The organism is Psychrobacter submarinus (genome assembly GCF_904846685.1).
Lineage (GTDB): Bacteria > Pseudomonadota > Gammaproteobacteria > Pseudomonadales > Moraxellaceae > Psychrobacter > Psychrobacter submarinus.
In genome coordinates, this window is sequence record NZ_CAJHBQ010000001.1 from 569,040 (window position 1) to 583,875 (window position 14,836).

Below are 14,836 nucleotides of genomic sequence, written 5' to 3' on the forward strand. Positions count from 1 at the left end.
AAACAATAGATTAGTGAGGTGCTCTTCTTTTTTCAATCACTTTCGAAGTTGAGAGTGGGGTTAAAAAAGGATTAATTTATGGATACCGCCCTATTACTATCTGGCGTAGTTGGCGCCGGCATTGCCGCCCAATGGCTAGCTTGGTATTTAAAGCAGCCGTCCATTTTGTTTTTATTATTAATTGGCATTATCGTTGGACCTATTCTTGGTATTTTCGATCCTGATTTGGTGCTAGGCGAGCTGATGTTCCCCTTTATCTCTTTAGGGGTGGCGATCATTCTCTTTGAGGGCTCTTTGACCTTAGAGTTTGATGAGATCAAGCAGCATGGTACGGTCGTACAGATGCTAGTGTCTGTTGGCGTGCTCATTACTATCGCCATCGTTGCGCTCTCAACTTATCTGTTATTCGATGTCGATCCGCTGATTGCGCTACTGTTCGGTGCACTCGTTTGTGTCACTGGGCCGACAGTGATTATGCCGCTACTGCGCAGCGTCCGTCCTAATAAGACCATCTCCAACATTCTTAAGTGGGAAGGTATCATCATTGACCCTATCGGCGCTATTGCCGTCGTTTTGGTTTATGAATATATCATCTCAGGCGGACAAGCCAACAGCATCCTTTTATTTACCAAGATTGTGGTACTAGCGACTGCTTTAGGACTCATAGGGGCTTGGGTACTCGCCTTTTTGATGCGCCGCCACATGATACCTGAGTTTTTACGTAATGTTTTTACCTTAGCCTTTGTGTTGGTGCTTTTTTCGGTCTCAAACCATCTAGAGCATGAGTCTGGGCTGTTGACTGTGACGGTACTAGGCGTGGCACTGGCTAACTGGCCTAAATTCCCACGCGATACCATTCTAGAGTTCAATGAGTCGCTGACGGTACTACTGATCTCTGTGCTATTTATTATCCTTGCCGCGCGGGTTGAGCTCTCAAGCCTGCTCAGTGTCGGTTTTGCAGGATTAGTATTATTAGCGATTGTGATGCTAGTGGCGCGTCCGCTGTCGGTTTGGGCTTCTGCTATTGGCTCTAACCTAAAGACCAATGAAAAGCTGATGATCAGTTGGATTGGCCCGCGTGGTATTGTCGCCGCAGCTATATCCTCACTGTTTGCTATTCGTCTACAAGAGTATGATATTCAAGGCGTTGAGCTATTAGTGCCCTTAGTCTTTATGGTGATTATCGGTACGGTGATGATTCAAGGCTTAGGAGCCAAATTCGTCGGTAACTTATTGGGCGTGCGTGAGCCTGAAACTAACGGTATCTTGATCGTCGGCTCCAACCCTATTGCGCTGTTAGTGGCGACATCTTTAAAAGAGCAAGGCTTCGATGTCATCGTCGCTCATAACAACTATACCAATATTGCCAAAGCACGTATGAGCGGGCTGCGAACTTATTTTGGTAACCCTATCTCCGATCACGCCGATCATCATCTTGATCTCATCGGTATCGGTCGTCTGTTTGCCATGAGTATGGATAAAGAGATGAATACTTTGTCTGAGATTCATTATCGCCACGAATTCGGTGAGCGTAAGCTGTATCGTCTCAAGTTCAGTGAAGAGAAAGTCAAAAGTGAGCGCGATGACAAACAGTCTAACTTCAGCTCGCAGTGGCTATTTGGCAAAGACGTCACTTATACCAAATTAGCGAGCATGCTCTCCAAAAAAGCCAAGATTAAGATCACAAATATCACCGACAGTTATACTTATGAGCAGTATAAGGCCGATAACAAGCAGTTTGTACCGCTCTACACGATCGATAAAGAAGGTAAGCTACACGTCATCACTGATAAGTTCGATGGTAGTGTGCCGCGCGATCGTAAGCTTATCGCCTTAGTCGTCGATGATGGCATCAAGCCAAAGCCGGTAGACGTTACAGCTAAGCAAGAACAAGCGCGTGCTGCAGCCGATGCAGACTTTGAGGCCAGCTATAAAGCGCCTGAAAAACGTAAAGAAAAAGAGCTAGTAGCAGACGGAACCGCCGATACTGAAGCACAAGCGGCTGATAAAGAAGCGAGCACGGCTACTGGTAAGGAAGATAGCGCTGACAACGCTGGTACTAAAACTGCCAGCGCCACTGAAAACAACAGCTCTCAAGTCAATGAGAGTAAAGCCGCTAAGGCGGGTAATACTCCTAATAAAATCACTGCTGCTGATAAAACCACCGCAAAACCGGCTACCCCAGCTGTAGAAGCCGCTGTAGACAAAGGCGTAAAGTCAAATAACGCCAAAGCGACGACTAAGACTGACACTGGCACTAATGTCAGCGGGGAAGCCCCCAAGACCAAGTCAGGCTCGCTTGACCCTAACCGTCTGCCGGGTGGTACTGATAGCAATAGTTCTGCTAACAACAGTACTGATAAATAGCTGGTGCTTAACCCTGTTATTTATCAGGACAAGTGATCGTTATAAGCTTGCATAAAAAAACGCCAACTCCTTGATTTGAGTTGGCGTTTTTATTGAGTCCTTGGTTAAGAAAACCCTAGCAAAAGCGATTAGCCTAAATTAAAGCGCGCCTGCACGGTTTGCCAAATACGCCCGCCCACTTCATCGCTGCTGCCGTTGGCATCGATACGCTCAATGCGCTCAGGGTGCTGCATAGCCAGCATACTAAAGCCATGATGAACGCGGGTAAAAAACGCCGTAGCCTGCTGCTCGAAGCGATCAGCCTTGCTACGTTTACCAGCGCGGGCCATACCTTCTAGCACTGGTAGATCTAGCCATAGTGTCAGCTCTGGCAGTGGCGAGATAAACTGAGCGATTAGACTGTCGATTTTTGCTAACACTCGCTGATCGCCATCGGCGCGGCCATAGCCTTGATAGGCGATGGTTGAGTCGGTGAAGCGATCACAAATCACCCAAGCGCCGCGCTGCAGTGCAGGCAGGATAACTTGCTGCAGATGATCCGCGCGCGCGGCAAAGAGGAGTAGCAGCTCGGTATCGTCATTGATATCAGTCGCCGGATCAAGCAAGATGGCGCGTAGACGCTCAGCGAATGGACTACCGCCCGGCTCACGAGTACGTACGTAGTCGATACCCGCTGCCTGCAAACGCTGGCATAAGCCTTCGATAGCGGTCGTCTTACCAACGCCTTCTGTACCTTCAAAACTAATAAACCGACCTACTGTTGTTGTCACATTATTCCTTAAATCATCCTAAGCCAATCTTTATGCTTATTTGAGCTTGATTGAGCGCTATTATTACTCGCCAGGCGGGGTTTGTGATTTCTTCTCGCGCATCACTTTGAGGTATTCTTGCACCGCGTTATTGTGCTCTCTTAAGCTATTGGTGAATTTATGACCGCCATTGCCCGTCGCCACAAAGTACAAGGCTTCGCTATCTGCCGGATGCAAAGTCGCTTCGATAGAGGCTGGCGACGGTAAGGAGATTGGCGTTGGCGGTAAGCCGTCGATTTGATAGGTGTTATAGCTCGTCTTTTCATCGATATCCTTACGGCGGATATTACCATCGTAGCGATCGCCCATACCATAGATGATCGTTGGGTCTGTTTGCAGGCGCATGCTTTGTTTTAGACGGTTATTGAACACCGCAGATACCAGCGCGCGCTCATCGGCTATGCTGGTTTCTTTTTCGATGATAGACGCCATTATCAGTGCTTGATAAGGGCTCTCATATGGTAGATCTGGCGCGCGGTTCTCCCATGCCTCAGTCAACGCCTGCTGCTGGCGCTTATACAAATCAGTCAACACTTGGGTGTCGGTTGCGCCTTCCCCATAATAATACGTATCTGGGGTAAACCAGCCTTCAAGATTATGATTGACGATAGGGTCGTCGCTCGTGGTCACGGACTCGGGCAGTATTCCGGCCAAATCTAGCGCTTTGGCAATACTGGCATTATCTGCACCCTCAACTAGCACTTCTTTGACGATACCTTCATTGTCACGCAAGTTCTGATACAGATCGCTTGCAGTCTTGCCTTCGATCACTTGCACTTTGACCATCGCCACTTTTGCGCCTTGACCAAATACATGCAGGGCTTCTGCAATCGTTGGGTTCTCAGGTAACGGATAAATCCCGGCGTGCAGCGGTGCATCGACTTGCGACTTGATATACAACTTGGCAATACTGGCAGAAAACAGTGGAATCTCTTTTTGCCACTGCGGTAGCAAGCCATAATAAGTATCGCCCTGCTCGATAGTGACTTTTTGTGCCGGCTGCGTGATACGGCCAAATAGCGTCTGATAGACCATCACTAGCAAGAAAGCGGCAATCAGCCCGAGCACTAACAATATCTGATAGCCGCGTTGCATAAAAAACGATGGATTATCTTTTTTGTAGCGCCGTGGTTTGCTGCCACCACTAATCAGCGACACATCGGTCGCGGGCGCTTTGTCTAGGTCATCAGTGGCGTCACGCTCAGCGGTTGGCTCTACGGGTGACGAGTCGACTCTCTTAGCATTTGACTCAGTAGCCGCGCTATCATTAGGCTTGTTATCAGGGTTTTCGGGGGTCGGCGTGCTCATGGCAACTCAAAGGGCAGAAGTTTGCTAGAATTTAGCACTGAACCGTAAGCTTTTCAATGGTATTTGCTTAGCTTATGGATTATCTTAGGGTTTGTAGCAAGTTTTATGGCTAATCGCTATTCTTCTATCGACCCCGTTTAATAAAGATGTTTCATTATGGATTTAAACTTTAATCAGCAGCTTGCCAGCGCTTATAAGTCTCCTAGCCAAATCGTACGAGTGCTCAGCGAAGATTGGGTCGCTAAGCAAAGCTACTGTCCCAACTGCAGCGCGCAACCGTTAGCTGAGTTTGCTAATAATGAGCCTGTGGCTGATTTTTATTGCGCGAACTGTAAAGAACAATTTGAGTTAAAAAGTAAAAAAGCTAAGCTCAGTCAAATCATCAATGATGGCGCTTATGAGACTATGCTTGCGCGTATCAATAGCGACGATAATCCCAGTTTTTTCTTTTTAACCTACTCGCCAGAGTTTACAGTTAATAACTTCTTAATCATTCCCAAGCAGTTTTTTAAACCTGAAATCATAATCAAGCGTAAGCCTTTAGCAGCCACTGCCAAACGTGCCGGGTGGGTTGGCTGTAATATTGATTTGCGGCAAGTGCCTGAGTCGGGCAAAGTATTTTTAGTAAAAGATAAAACCGTCATTGCGCGCGATACTGTCACGCAGCAATTTCAAAAAACGCTTTTTTTACGTCAACAATCGTTGGACTCGCGCGGTTGGACGCTAGATGTTTGGCAGTGTATTGACAGACTTGATGATAAATTTACCCTTAAACAAGTCTATGCTTTTGCAGATAAACTACAGGCCAAGCACCCTGATAATAATCATGTTAAGGACAAAATTCGTCAACAGCTGCAAGTGCTACGTGATAAAGGCATTATTGAGTTTTTGGGGCGTGGTTATTATCAGAAACTCTATTAACTATCTTGGTTGTCCCAAAGAGGTAAATAGGCGCTTGCAACTAAACGTTCACAGAACTTATGAGGCGGATAGTCTATTTCTAATTCATCGTTTACTTTAAAAAAAGTGTTTATATTGTCTTTGATACATTCAAAAGACTGGTTTTTCACATGCTTGTTCCACTCCTTTAATAGTCCTAATGGCGTACGAGAAGCCTTAGTAAAAGCTTGTCTTTTTACGGTAAGTGCACACATGACTAATTCATCATGAGGTAGCTTATCTATGCCTTGCTCTATAACCTCTTGACGGGTATGCGCATACTTAAACAACCCACCAAACGCTGTATATTTTTTATCTTTTTTAGAATAAGTAACAGTGAATGCTATTTTCGAATAACCCGCTAAGTGTACGATTTCATCAGGCTGTTTTTTTGCTAGTTTGCAGATTTCATCAAAAATCATCAAACGACGGATTTGTAAAGGTATGCGTTCATCTTCGTAGACTGAGTCCATTTTTGCTATTATCCTCTGGTAAAAACACTAGCATTGATCGATTAGCGTTATGACTCAAGCAGGGTTAACAAAAGACGATCACTTCTCTGCTCTCGCCTTTGCTAGGATCAAAAGCATATTATCTAGCCAGGACGAGAACAGTTATGACAACCGAAAAGAAATTGAAAACTTATCAAATAGAGATAATCGAAACGATGAGCGCACTTGTCGAAGTAGTCGCGGAAGATGGTGCGTCTGCAATTTCGCAAGCCAATGATAAGTATAGAAACGAGGATATTGTGTTATATCCTGATGATGGACTTGATACGCAGTTTGTTATTTTTGCAGTGGAGTAAGTGATTAATTAAACTCAACCACCTGCCCCGATAGCAAAGTAAGCTTCGATACAGGCATGACACCGCGCACCGCATTACAAAAGAACATTTGGCTGAGCTTTGGCAAATCATTATCAGCGAGTGACCTCATAATCACCGGGTTTTGAGTCTCAGCTAAACTATCCATAAGCACTTGGCGCATGACCCCAGCCACGCCCGATTGCGTCATCGGCGGCGTGTACCATTGGCCATCAGTGAGATAGTTTCTATCCTTGTTAACATCCTCTTGCTGACCACTGCTCATAGTATGAGAGCCGGATAACTGATAGAAGACATTGCTCATCACACCCTCGACCCACTGCCCGCTCATATCACGTAACAAGCCCTCACCTATTTCGGTATCAGGGCTTCTGGTCTTAATCTGCTCAAGCTCGCCACTGGCCAATACATTATCGAGACGATTTAACGATTTTAGTCCTGCCAAAGTAGGCGGCAGTACAGCGATTTGTGAAGTCAGACAAACGGCGCGGCTCGGCGCTTGCTGAATAACAGAAGCACCATTTGGCAGCAGTAAGGTATCTAAGGTATCGTGAGAGTCAGCTGTTTTGTACAAGGCGCTTTGATCAGTCGCACTTTGCCCCTCGCTAGGCATAAGCTTGAGCCAAATCTCGCAAGCATTGCCCGCTGCATCCGCAGCAAAGCTATAACCGCGTAGCGATTGGGTCGCGCGAGTGACGATGACTTTCATCACCCCTTGCTGTAGCTGCTGCGCGTAAGCTTTTAGGCTAGAGACTAAGTGTGGCGTCGCAATATCAAGCTGCAGGGCTGCGGCATGACTCGCTAGCCGCTGCCAATGATAGTCCGCCCACAGCACCTGACCATCGCGCACCGCCATAGTAGTAAAAAAACCATCCCCATAAGCCAAACCGCGATTGTCTAACAACATAGTCACTGGTTTCGGAGCTACTGAGGCTATCGCCGCGTTATTTGCTGGCGGATAAAGCGCGTACCAGCCCTCTACTAGCCTGCCAGCACTTTTTAGACTGTCAGTACTGTCGATACTGCTCACCGCTTAGCCTGCACTCGCTTGCGCCTTTGATTTATTAAAGATAATCATACAGCTGTAGAACTCACATTTGGCAAGCTCAATGGTTTGGCCGCCTGCGGTTTTATTTTTGACAATTTGACCGTTGAGCATATCAGCGAGCACGCGGCCACCCTCATCACCCATCAGCTGACGGGCTAGTGTGTAGGCCTTTTGGGCGTGCGCCTGACTGAGCTCTTTTTCTTTATCTGTATCGGTAGGATTGGCATAGTACCAGCCTAGCTCTAGATACTTCTGCGAGTCGATAATATCTAGATACGGCTCATCAGCTTGCATAAAGCGGTACTTAGTCGCCGGGTTACTGGCATAATCGAGACTGTTTTTGTCGGTGGTGACCACTGAGCCAAAAGTTGACTGGATGTTATCTAGCTCGTCAATCGTTACTGGTTCGACCGCGGTACTGCCCCAACTGGACATATCATAGCTGATGGGGGTTCCTTGACTGGCGACCGCGCCATCGAGATCGGCGGCGTCTGTTGAATCGGTAGGCGCTTCGGTCGCGACCTCCTCAGTGGTTGACGACACCGAAGCTTCGCTTTCTGCGCTTGGGTTTGAGTCATTACAAGCGCTCAAAGAGACACCCGCTATCATTAGCATACTGACCATCAAAGGTTGAAGGCTGTTTTTCTGCATGGGCAATTTACTCATCTTATCTAGAATATTGAATGTCGAGTCCTCGACCGGCTTGATTTAAATAGGGTTTTACCAAAATCTTAATGCTGCTAGTTTACCCAACTGCTGCAGCCTTGACTAGCCTTTAGGTTACCGATAACACTACGCGCGAGTACAGTTTTGTTAACGGTATTGTTGATTTATCACCGCTGGCAACTGACCGCTGGTAATGCCCGTTTGTCAAAGAATGACCTATCGCTTATGATAACTGAGCGCTACTGCATCCCTAAACGCTACTTTAGCCCAAAAGTAGCCGTGCAAAAGTAGACATATAAGTAGATATATAAGTAACAACAAAACTAGGAATAAAACCAGTACCGCCCTCAAACTCGCCTAATAGGATTTTCGCAATGACTCAGCACTTTGTCGTTATCGGCAACCCCATTAACCATAGCAAATCCCCTGAAATTCATCAGACTTTTGCCGCCCAAACCGATATCGATATTCGCTATCAGCGCCAGTATTGTCCAGATAATGAAGCCAGCTTTGTCGCCGTAGTAGAGGCTTTTTTTTATGGCGGCGGCGTGGGCGCTAACGTCACTGTACCGTTTAAACAAATCGCCTTTAGTCACTGTCAGACGCAAGGAGGGCTATCTGAACATGCCCGCGTGGCAGGCGCAGTCAATACGTTACTCATAAAAGACGGTGCGGTTTATGGTGACAATACCGATGGTCAAGGCTTGGTCAATCACATCATAAGCTTAGGCTGGCCGCTTGATGGCGCGCGTGTGGCGATTATTGGCGCAGGCGGCGCGGCGCGCGGCGTGGTGCTGCCGCTTATCGAAGCAGGTATCGCCTCCTTAACGATTGCCAATCGCACTTTGAGTAAAGCGCAGATACTAGTCACTGAGCTTAGCGCCGCGAGCCAAACGATTGAGAAGCAGGCGATTGCGACTTGTACGACGGCGGAGCTGACTGGCGAGTTTGACTTGATTATCAATGCTACCTCCATCGGTCTGACAGGGGACACTTTGCCGATAGCGGATAGTCTGAACACTCACTATGCTTACGATATGATGTACGGGCGCGCCCTGCCGTTCTTGCAGCACTTTACGCGGCGCGGCGCGCAAGTGTCGGATGGTTACGGTATGCTTATCAATCAAGCAGCGCTAAGCTTTGAGCGCTGGACCGGACGAGCGGTAGAGGTTGCGGCAGCGACAATAGACTTGCAATCGCCATCGACGTAAAGCATTTTAGAGCACTTAGCACTTAGCACTTAGCACTTAGCACTTAGCACTTTAAACATTCTAAACCCCAAAACGCGCTAACAGCCAGCGCTCTAAGCGATGTAGCGGGGCCCGCAGCTTTGCAGATTGCATCGCTATACCGCCTATCAGGCCAATGATACAGCCGAGCGCAGTATCTAGCATTCGTGCTTGGATGACCTCTTGATAGAGCTGCTGCGAGGGCGGTAGACCACTGCCATATTCAGCGATAAACACGGTCAATGGTGTGATAAATACCACTGCAAGACCATAATGGCGATCGACTAACGACTCAATACATAGCATCAGCACCAAGATAGCGGCAGCGACTTGCCACAATGTCAGCTGCCAAGACAGCATCCATGCCGCCACTCCCATGCCTATCAGCGTGCCGAGCAGACGATGAAACTGCTTAATCCACATGGTACGTAGATGAATACCTTGAATAATAATAAAGCAGCTCACCGCCACCCAATACGGATAAGGCATCGTGAGCACTAAAGCGATAGACAAAGCTAGACTGACAAAACCGGCCACCATGATACTTTCACTGATTGTCTCCGGCTGATAGCTTTGAGCTGGTAGATTAGTGCGCTTGCGTGTCGCTAATAAAAACAGCGAGTACAGCAGCGCCATGATAAGAGCAAAACCGCTACCGAGCATCACAAGGCCAGTCGCTGCGACAATGTGCGTCAAAGGTACAGGGATAAATAAGGCGATAGCGGTAGACATCATCACAAACAGTCCGGCCGGCGGCGGCTGGTTGTAGTAGCGCCCAAAGATCACAATAGCAAAAGCCACTAACGCAAATACCGGAATCTTAATAAAAGCCAGCTGCTGGGCGATGAGTCCTAACGCGAAGCATAACGCCATCGCAAAACCCCAAGCCATCACCGTCACCATACGCTGCGGCAAGCTGCCTCCAAAGGGCAGGTTTAGAATAATCATCGCCCCAAGCGAAGCTTTAATCCCGGCAGATAGCGCCTCAAAATACGCACCCACAAATACCGGAAAGCTAATCGCGATAGCAGCGATAAGGGGCATATGCCAAGGCCGACGGCTTTGATTGACAGCCATCAAATGCTCAACTTCACCGCTAATCAAACGCTTGATAGTCACCCATAGCCGCTGCAACAAGCGGTAGTAGACATGGCGACTGTACTTAACTGACATATATGAAACCCTAAATTACCCTCTAGCTTTGAGTTATCCCATGACTCTGATGCGACAAGAACTATGTTACATTTGACTGAACTGCAGCTGTTATTTTCGGTGTCCCATTTACCTTTTATCATAACCAATAGTAATATCATACTTTATTAGTTATGAATATTATTTATAAATGGTATATTTGTGACGACAGACTCTTTATACTGGGTCTATCATAATTGTCATAGCAGCGCCCCTTTATAGTCAAGATAACTCACCCTTATCTTATTCCTATATTAGCCTTACCATAATTTCTATAGTCAGCTCACCGATGAAGATCTAATGACCTATCATCGGTTGTTGTCTCAACTTGTCAAAGAGAGTCCCTATGTTAACTTACAAAGCCCCTTTACGTGATATTAAGTTTTTAATAAATGATGTTTTTGATTATCAGTCACACTATAAAACCTTGGACAATGGCGAAAACGCGGACCCTGAAACGGTCGACATGATCTTGCAAGGAATGGCTGATTTTGCCGAAAACATTCTATCTCCTATCTATCAGCCTGCTGATGAAGAAGGCTGTCATTTTGAAGATGGCGTCGTCACTACGCCTAAAGGCTTCAAAGAAGCTTACAACCAGTTTGTAGAAGGCGGCTGGCAAGGTATCTCATACCCTGAAGAGTACGGCGGTATGAACTTGCCGATGTCGATCAACCTAATCAAAGCTGAGATCATCGGTACGGCTAACTGGCCGTGGTCTATGTACCCAGGCCTATCGACTGGCTGTATCAACACTATCATGCAGTACGGTACCGATGAGCAAAAAGAAACTTACATGCATAAGCTGGTCGAAGGTACTTGGTCAGGTACTATGTGCCTAACTGAGCCGCAGTGTGGTACTGACTTAGGCCAAGTTAAGTCAAAAGCGATTCCGCAAGAGGACGGTACGTACAAACTATCAGGTACTAAGATTTTCATCTCAAGCGGTGAGCATGACTTGACGGACAACATCGTCCATATCGTTCTTGCCCGCCTGCCGGATGCACCTGAAGGTACACGCGGTATCTCACTATTTATCGTACCAAAATTCTTGCCAAACGCAGAAGGCGAAGCTGGCGAGCGTAACGGCGTCACTTGTGGCTCTATCGAGCACAAAATGGGTATCAGCTCATCAGCGACTTGTGTCCTAAACTTTGACGCCGCGACAGGTTACCTCATCGGTGAGCCGAACAAAGGCCTAAAAGCCATGTTCACCTTTATGAACACGGCGCGTATCGGTACAGGTATCGAAGGCCTGGCACATACTGAATTGTCTTTCCAAAACGCGCTACCGTATGCCAAAGAGCGCCGCTCTATGCGTACCTTATCAGGCACAAAAGATCCTGAAAAAGTAGCAGATGCGATTATCCATCACGCTGACGTGCGCCGTATGCTATTGACGCAAAAAGCCTTTGCAGAAGGCGGCCGCTCGATGATTTATCACTCAGGTCGCTATGCGGATAAGATGTCGCAAGGTGTGGCTAATGGTGATGATGCCGAGTTTGAAAAATGGGATGATAAGTTAGGCTTTTATACACCTATTCTTAAAGGCTTCTTGACTGAGCTGGGTATCGAAGCGGCTAAGCACGGCCAGCAGGTCTACGGTGGCCACGGTTATATCAAAGAGTGGGGCATGGAGCTGATCGCTCGTGATGCACGTATCGCTACTATGTACGAAGGTACTACCGGTGTTCAAGCCCTAGACTTACTTGGCCGTAAAGTTATCTTGCAATCAAAAGGTAAGATCATCCGCGACTACACCTCAAGCATTATGAAGTGGTGTAGTGAGCACGCTCTTAATAAAGACATGCGTAAATTCGTATGGGCTTTGACTAAGCTATGTGCTGAGTGGAACACCTTAACGGTACGCTTGATGCTGATGGCGCGTAAAGATCGTGAAATCATCTCAGCGGCTTCAGAAGACTACTTAATGTACTCAGGCTATGTGATGATGGGTTATCACTGGGCACGTATGGCGGCTGTCGCTTATGACAAGCTAGAAAACGGTGGCGTAGAGGCACCAGAATTCTATCAAGCGAAGATTCAAACCGCTGAGTTCTATTTTGATAAGCTGCTACCTCGCACCTCAGGCCACGCCGAAGGTATGGTTGCGCCAAGTGAGAGCATGACTTCAATGGACATCGAAAACTTTGCATTTTTAGACTAATACTAAGCCTGTTGCCGTCTAAAAACAGCTACTAATACAAAAGTAAAAAAGCGCCTAATAATTAGGCGCTTTTTCTATGGTCGATAATAAGCGTATAAAACCTGCGACTCGATTGCTTATTATTCAAGCATTTGTTTATGATACACCGCGCTAATCTCTTCTACTTCAACGCATATCTGCAGCGCCGCGCGGCCTGACTGATCGCTTGCCAGCTCACTATTTATAGCAATCACCAATATCTCAGCGAGCTGATTACGCGCTATGATATCACGCCCACTCATCAGTTTAAGATGCGCGTAAATAAAGCCATACTCTTGCTCGTCATCTTCGACCCCAACTAAAAAACTATCGATAGGTAGCATACGCGCCTTAATATCGGTAGGCTTGCCGAAATGTCCGCTACTCCACAGTGCTTGGTTCAGTGTTTTTAAGAGTGTCTCAGGGCGCTTGATAGTGACATTAGGTGTGGCTTGAATAGTAAGATGCGGCATAGAATTTTCCTTATTAAAGTATTACATTTATAAAAAAGGGCTAGGCATAAATAAAGCTAGGTATAAAAAAGTTAGGAGTCGTTATCGATAATATCAGCAAACTGCGCCTTTAGGGTTACCGCCAGCTCACTAGCCGGCAGCTCAATCTCTAGCCCGCGACGTCCAGCGCTCACATAGATGGTTGGGTGTTGCTGCGCACTACTATCAATCACTGTTGCTAGGCGCTTTTTTTGTCCTAACGGACTGACCCCGCCGAGCACATAGCCACTGCTACGCTGCACCTCTTGCGGCTCGGCCATTTGTACTTTTTTGCAAGATACAGTGTTATGCAAACATAGCGCTTTAGCCATTTTTTTAAAATTTAATGTGTTGTTTACTGGCAGCACTGCTACCGCCAATTGGCCATTATCCGTCTTTACAACTAAGGTTTTAAAGACGCGTTCGGCGGCAACGCCTAGCTTTTCGGCGGCTTCTAGCCCGTAGGAGCTTGCGCTGGTTTCATGCGTATATTCATGTATGGTATACGTGAGCTTGAGTGTTTTGGCTAGATTAATAGCGGGAGTCATAAGCAGCTACCCCAAAGAATGAGTAAAAATGAAGCGTTTGAATGCCATTTATCTTAACCACTTTTTGTATCGATTAACATAGCTTGGCATAAGCATTTCGATGACTAATAGACTAATACTATTAGGGCGTGTTGAACATTCACAAATGCGCACTGCTGATCGCTAAAATAGTTCTAGTCTAAGTGAAAATTGCAGGTAATGCTTATTGCATTGGCTAGATTTTCGCAACGACTAGGGCGATTTTAGCATCAGCCCTAACTACAACAACAGGGACAGGACTATTTTTTGCCGCTTTATTGATAAAAATAGACGCTTAGAACGACTAAACTTACCATTTTTATCTGCAAATCGCCTAAAAAATAGTCTCTGTCAGTGCCACGGTCGAATGTTCAACACGCCCTAAGTTCCATGTTTTATTTTTAATCAAAATCTATTGGAGAAAATGATGTCAAATTTACAAGATCTACAGCAATTAGCCGAAAAGCGTCGTTCTATTTACGCGCTAGGCGATCAGCTACCAGTATCTAATGAAGAAGTCGTCAAGCTAGTTGAGCATGCGCTATTGCATACGCCCTCATCATTTAATTCACAGTCTGCCCGTCTAGTTGTCCTATTTGGCGAAGACCATAATAAACTGTGGGATATCACAGAAGAGACCTTAAAAGCTATCGTTGGCGATAATGAGCAGTTCCAAGCCACTAAAGACAAAATCGCCGGCTTTAGAGCGGGTGCGGGTACGGTACTATTCTTCGAAGATAAGGGCGTCGTCAGAAGTATGCAGGAAGCCGCGCCACTATATGCTGATCAGTTCCCAATTTGGGCACACCAGACCAACGCTATGCATCAGTATGTGATTTGGACGGCGCTTGCTAGCCTAGATATTGGAGCCAACTTACAGCACTATAATCCAGTTATCGATCAAAGAGTCGCTGAAGAATGGAATATCGCTGACGATTGGGAACTAAACGCCCAAATGGTGTTCGGTAGCATTGAGCAGCCTGCAGGCGACAAAGAGTTCAAGCCAGTTGAAGAGCGCATGAAAGTATTTGGCGCGTAAGTTACTGTTGTAAATACAACAATAGCCAGTACTAAAAATAAAACCCCGCTACTATGAATTTAGTAGCGGGGTTTTTATTTATGAGAAACGGTTTGCACGGTAATGGCTACAATTTTATGATAATAGTCCCCTCTCCAAAAGCTTTATATCAATATAGCTTACAAATAACCAT

Annotated in this window: 14 protein-coding genes; 6 read left to right on the forward strand and 8 right to left on the reverse strand. The window is 46.5% G+C overall.

The genetic code is table 11. The features are described 5' to 3' along the window. Positions 1-78 precede the first annotated feature (78 nt). A complete protein-coding gene (locus JMY03_RS02575; RefSeq protein ID WP_201600769.1) occupies positions 79-2,367 on the forward strand; it encodes a cation:proton antiporter domain-containing protein in 2,289 nt (762 codons plus the stop codon). A gap of 128 nt (positions 2,368-2,495) precedes the next feature. Here the strand turns inward: JMY03_RS02575 and tmk are convergent, their stop codons facing one another. Both tmk and mltG read right to left on the reverse strand, forming a co-directional pair. Continuing rightward, positions 2,496-3,137, reverse strand: coding sequence for a dTMP kinase (gene tmk, locus JMY03_RS02580; protein WP_201556819.1), 642 nt, complete (start codon positions 3,135-3,137; stop codon positions 2,496-2,498). Positions 3,138-3,200: 63 nt separating this feature from the next. Then, entirely contained in the window at positions 3,201-4,484 is a 1,284-nt protein-coding gene (gene mltG / locus JMY03_RS02585) for an endolytic transglycosylase MltG (protein WP_201556818.1), read from the reverse strand. Positions 4,485-4,640: 156 nt separating this feature from the next. Between mltG and JMY03_RS02590 the strand changes: the two genes are divergently transcribed. Next, entirely contained in the window at positions 4,641-5,405 is a 765-nt protein-coding gene (locus tag JMY03_RS02590; protein WP_201600771.1) for a DpnI domain-containing protein, read from the forward strand. Here the strand turns inward: JMY03_RS02590 and JMY03_RS02595 are convergent. Continuing rightward, positions 5,402-5,896 carry a hypothetical protein gene (locus JMY03_RS02595; protein WP_201600773.1) on the reverse strand — a complete coding sequence of 165 codons (495 nt, stop codon included), beginning with the start codon at positions 5,894-5,896 and terminating at the stop codon, positions 5,402-5,404. The two genes, JMY03_RS02590 and JMY03_RS02595, sit on opposite strands and share 4 nt — an antisense overlap. A gap of 143 nt (positions 5,897-6,039) precedes the next feature. On the opposite strand from JMY03_RS02595, the gene JMY03_RS02600 reads away from it, so the two are divergent. Then, positions 6,040-6,231 (forward strand): DpnD/PcfM family protein, encoded by a 192-nt coding sequence (locus JMY03_RS02600; RefSeq protein WP_201600775.1) that lies wholly within the window; start codon positions 6,040-6,042, stop codon positions 6,229-6,231. A 4-nt stretch (positions 6,232-6,235) separates the two neighbouring features. Here JMY03_RS02600 and JMY03_RS02605 read toward each other — a convergent pair whose 3' ends face one another. Further along, entirely contained in the window at positions 6,236-7,279 is a 1,044-nt protein-coding gene (locus JMY03_RS02605) for an aminotransferase class IV (RefSeq protein ID WP_227675463.1), read from the reverse strand. Positions 7,280-7,282: 3 nt separating this feature from the next. Next, positions 7,283-7,948 carry a hypothetical protein gene (locus JMY03_RS02610; RefSeq protein WP_201600777.1) on the reverse strand — a complete coding sequence of 222 codons (666 nt, stop codon included), beginning with the start codon at positions 7,946-7,948 and terminating at the stop codon, positions 7,283-7,285. 389 nt (positions 7,949-8,337) lie between these two features. On the opposite strand from JMY03_RS02610, the gene aroE reads away from it, so the two are divergent. Further along, positions 8,338-9,174 (forward strand): shikimate dehydrogenase, encoded by an 837-nt coding sequence (gene aroE / locus JMY03_RS02615; RefSeq protein WP_201600778.1) that lies wholly within the window; start codon positions 8,338-8,340, stop codon positions 9,172-9,174. A gap of 60 nt (positions 9,175-9,234) precedes the next feature. Here aroE and JMY03_RS02620 read toward each other — a convergent pair whose 3' ends face one another. Further along, positions 9,235-10,365, reverse strand: a complete 1,131-nt coding sequence (locus JMY03_RS02620) for an FUSC family protein (protein WP_201600780.1) — start codon at positions 10,363-10,365, stop codon at positions 9,235-9,237. A 364-nt stretch (positions 10,366-10,729) separates the two neighbouring features. Between JMY03_RS02620 and JMY03_RS02625 the strand changes: the two genes are divergently transcribed. Next, positions 10,730-12,550: an acyl-CoA dehydrogenase C-terminal domain-containing protein gene (locus JMY03_RS02625; protein WP_201600783.1), complete on the forward strand. Its 1,821-nt coding sequence runs from the start codon at positions 10,730-10,732 to the stop codon at positions 12,548-12,550. 119 nt (positions 12,551-12,669) lie between these two features. Here JMY03_RS02625 and JMY03_RS02630 read toward each other — a convergent pair whose 3' ends face one another. Both JMY03_RS02630 and ybaK read right to left on the reverse strand, forming a co-directional pair. Further along, on the reverse strand, positions 12,670-13,041 hold the full coding sequence (locus JMY03_RS02630; protein ID WP_201600786.1) for a 5-carboxymethyl-2-hydroxymuconate Delta-isomerase: 372 nt from the start codon (positions 13,039-13,041) through the stop codon (positions 12,670-12,672). A 71-nt stretch (positions 13,042-13,112) separates the two neighbouring features. After that, entirely contained in the window at positions 13,113-13,607 is a 495-nt protein-coding gene (ybaK, locus tag JMY03_RS02635; RefSeq protein WP_201600789.1) for a Cys-tRNA(Pro) deacylase, read from the reverse strand. A 445-nt stretch (positions 13,608-14,052) separates the two neighbouring features. Between ybaK and JMY03_RS02640 the strand changes: the two genes are divergently transcribed. Continuing rightward, positions 14,053-14,664, forward strand: coding sequence for a nitroreductase family protein (locus tag JMY03_RS02640; protein ID WP_201600792.1), 612 nt, complete (start codon positions 14,053-14,055; stop codon positions 14,662-14,664). Positions 14,665-14,836 lie beyond the last annotated feature (172 nt).

Bases quoted from the DNA above. Each gene is read 5' to 3' on its own strand.
- JMY03_RS02575 (WP_201600769.1), top strand. From the start codon at position 79: ATGGATACCGCCCTATTACTATCTGGCGTAGTTGGCGCCGGCATTGCC.
- mltG (WP_201556818.1), bottom strand. From the start codon at position 4,484: ATGAGCACGCCGACCCCCGAAAACCCTGATAACAAGCCTAATGATAGC.
- JMY03_RS02590 (WP_201600771.1), top strand. From the start codon at position 4,641: ATGGATTTAAACTTTAATCAGCAGCTTGCCAGCGCTTATAAGTCTCCT.
- JMY03_RS02595 (WP_201600773.1), bottom strand. From the start codon at position 5,896: ATGGACTCAGTCTACGAAGATGAACGCATACCTTTACAAATCCGTCGT.
- JMY03_RS02600 (WP_201600775.1), top strand. From the start codon at position 6,040: ATGACAACCGAAAAGAAATTGAAAACTTATCAAATAGAGATAATCGAA.
- JMY03_RS02610 (WP_201600777.1), bottom strand. From the start codon at position 7,948: ATGCAGAAAAACAGCCTTCAACCTTTGATGGTCAGTATGCTAATGATA.
- aroE (WP_201600778.1), top strand. From the start codon at position 8,338: ATGACTCAGCACTTTGTCGTTATCGGCAACCCCATTAACCATAGCAAA.
- JMY03_RS02620 (WP_201600780.1), bottom strand. From the start codon at position 10,365: ATGTCAGTTAAGTACAGTCGCCATGTCTACTACCGCTTGTTGCAGCGG.
- JMY03_RS02625 (WP_201600783.1), top strand. From the start codon at position 10,730: ATGTTAACTTACAAAGCCCCTTTACGTGATATTAAGTTTTTAATAAAT.
- JMY03_RS02630 (WP_201600786.1), bottom strand. From the start codon at position 13,041: ATGCCGCATCTTACTATTCAAGCCACACCTAATGTCACTATCAAGCGC.
- ybaK (WP_201600789.1), bottom strand. From the start codon at position 13,607: ATGACTCCCGCTATTAATCTAGCCAAAACACTCAAGCTCACGTATACC.
- JMY03_RS02640 (WP_201600792.1), top strand. From the start codon at position 14,053: ATGTCAAATTTACAAGATCTACAGCAATTAGCCGAAAAGCGTCGTTCT.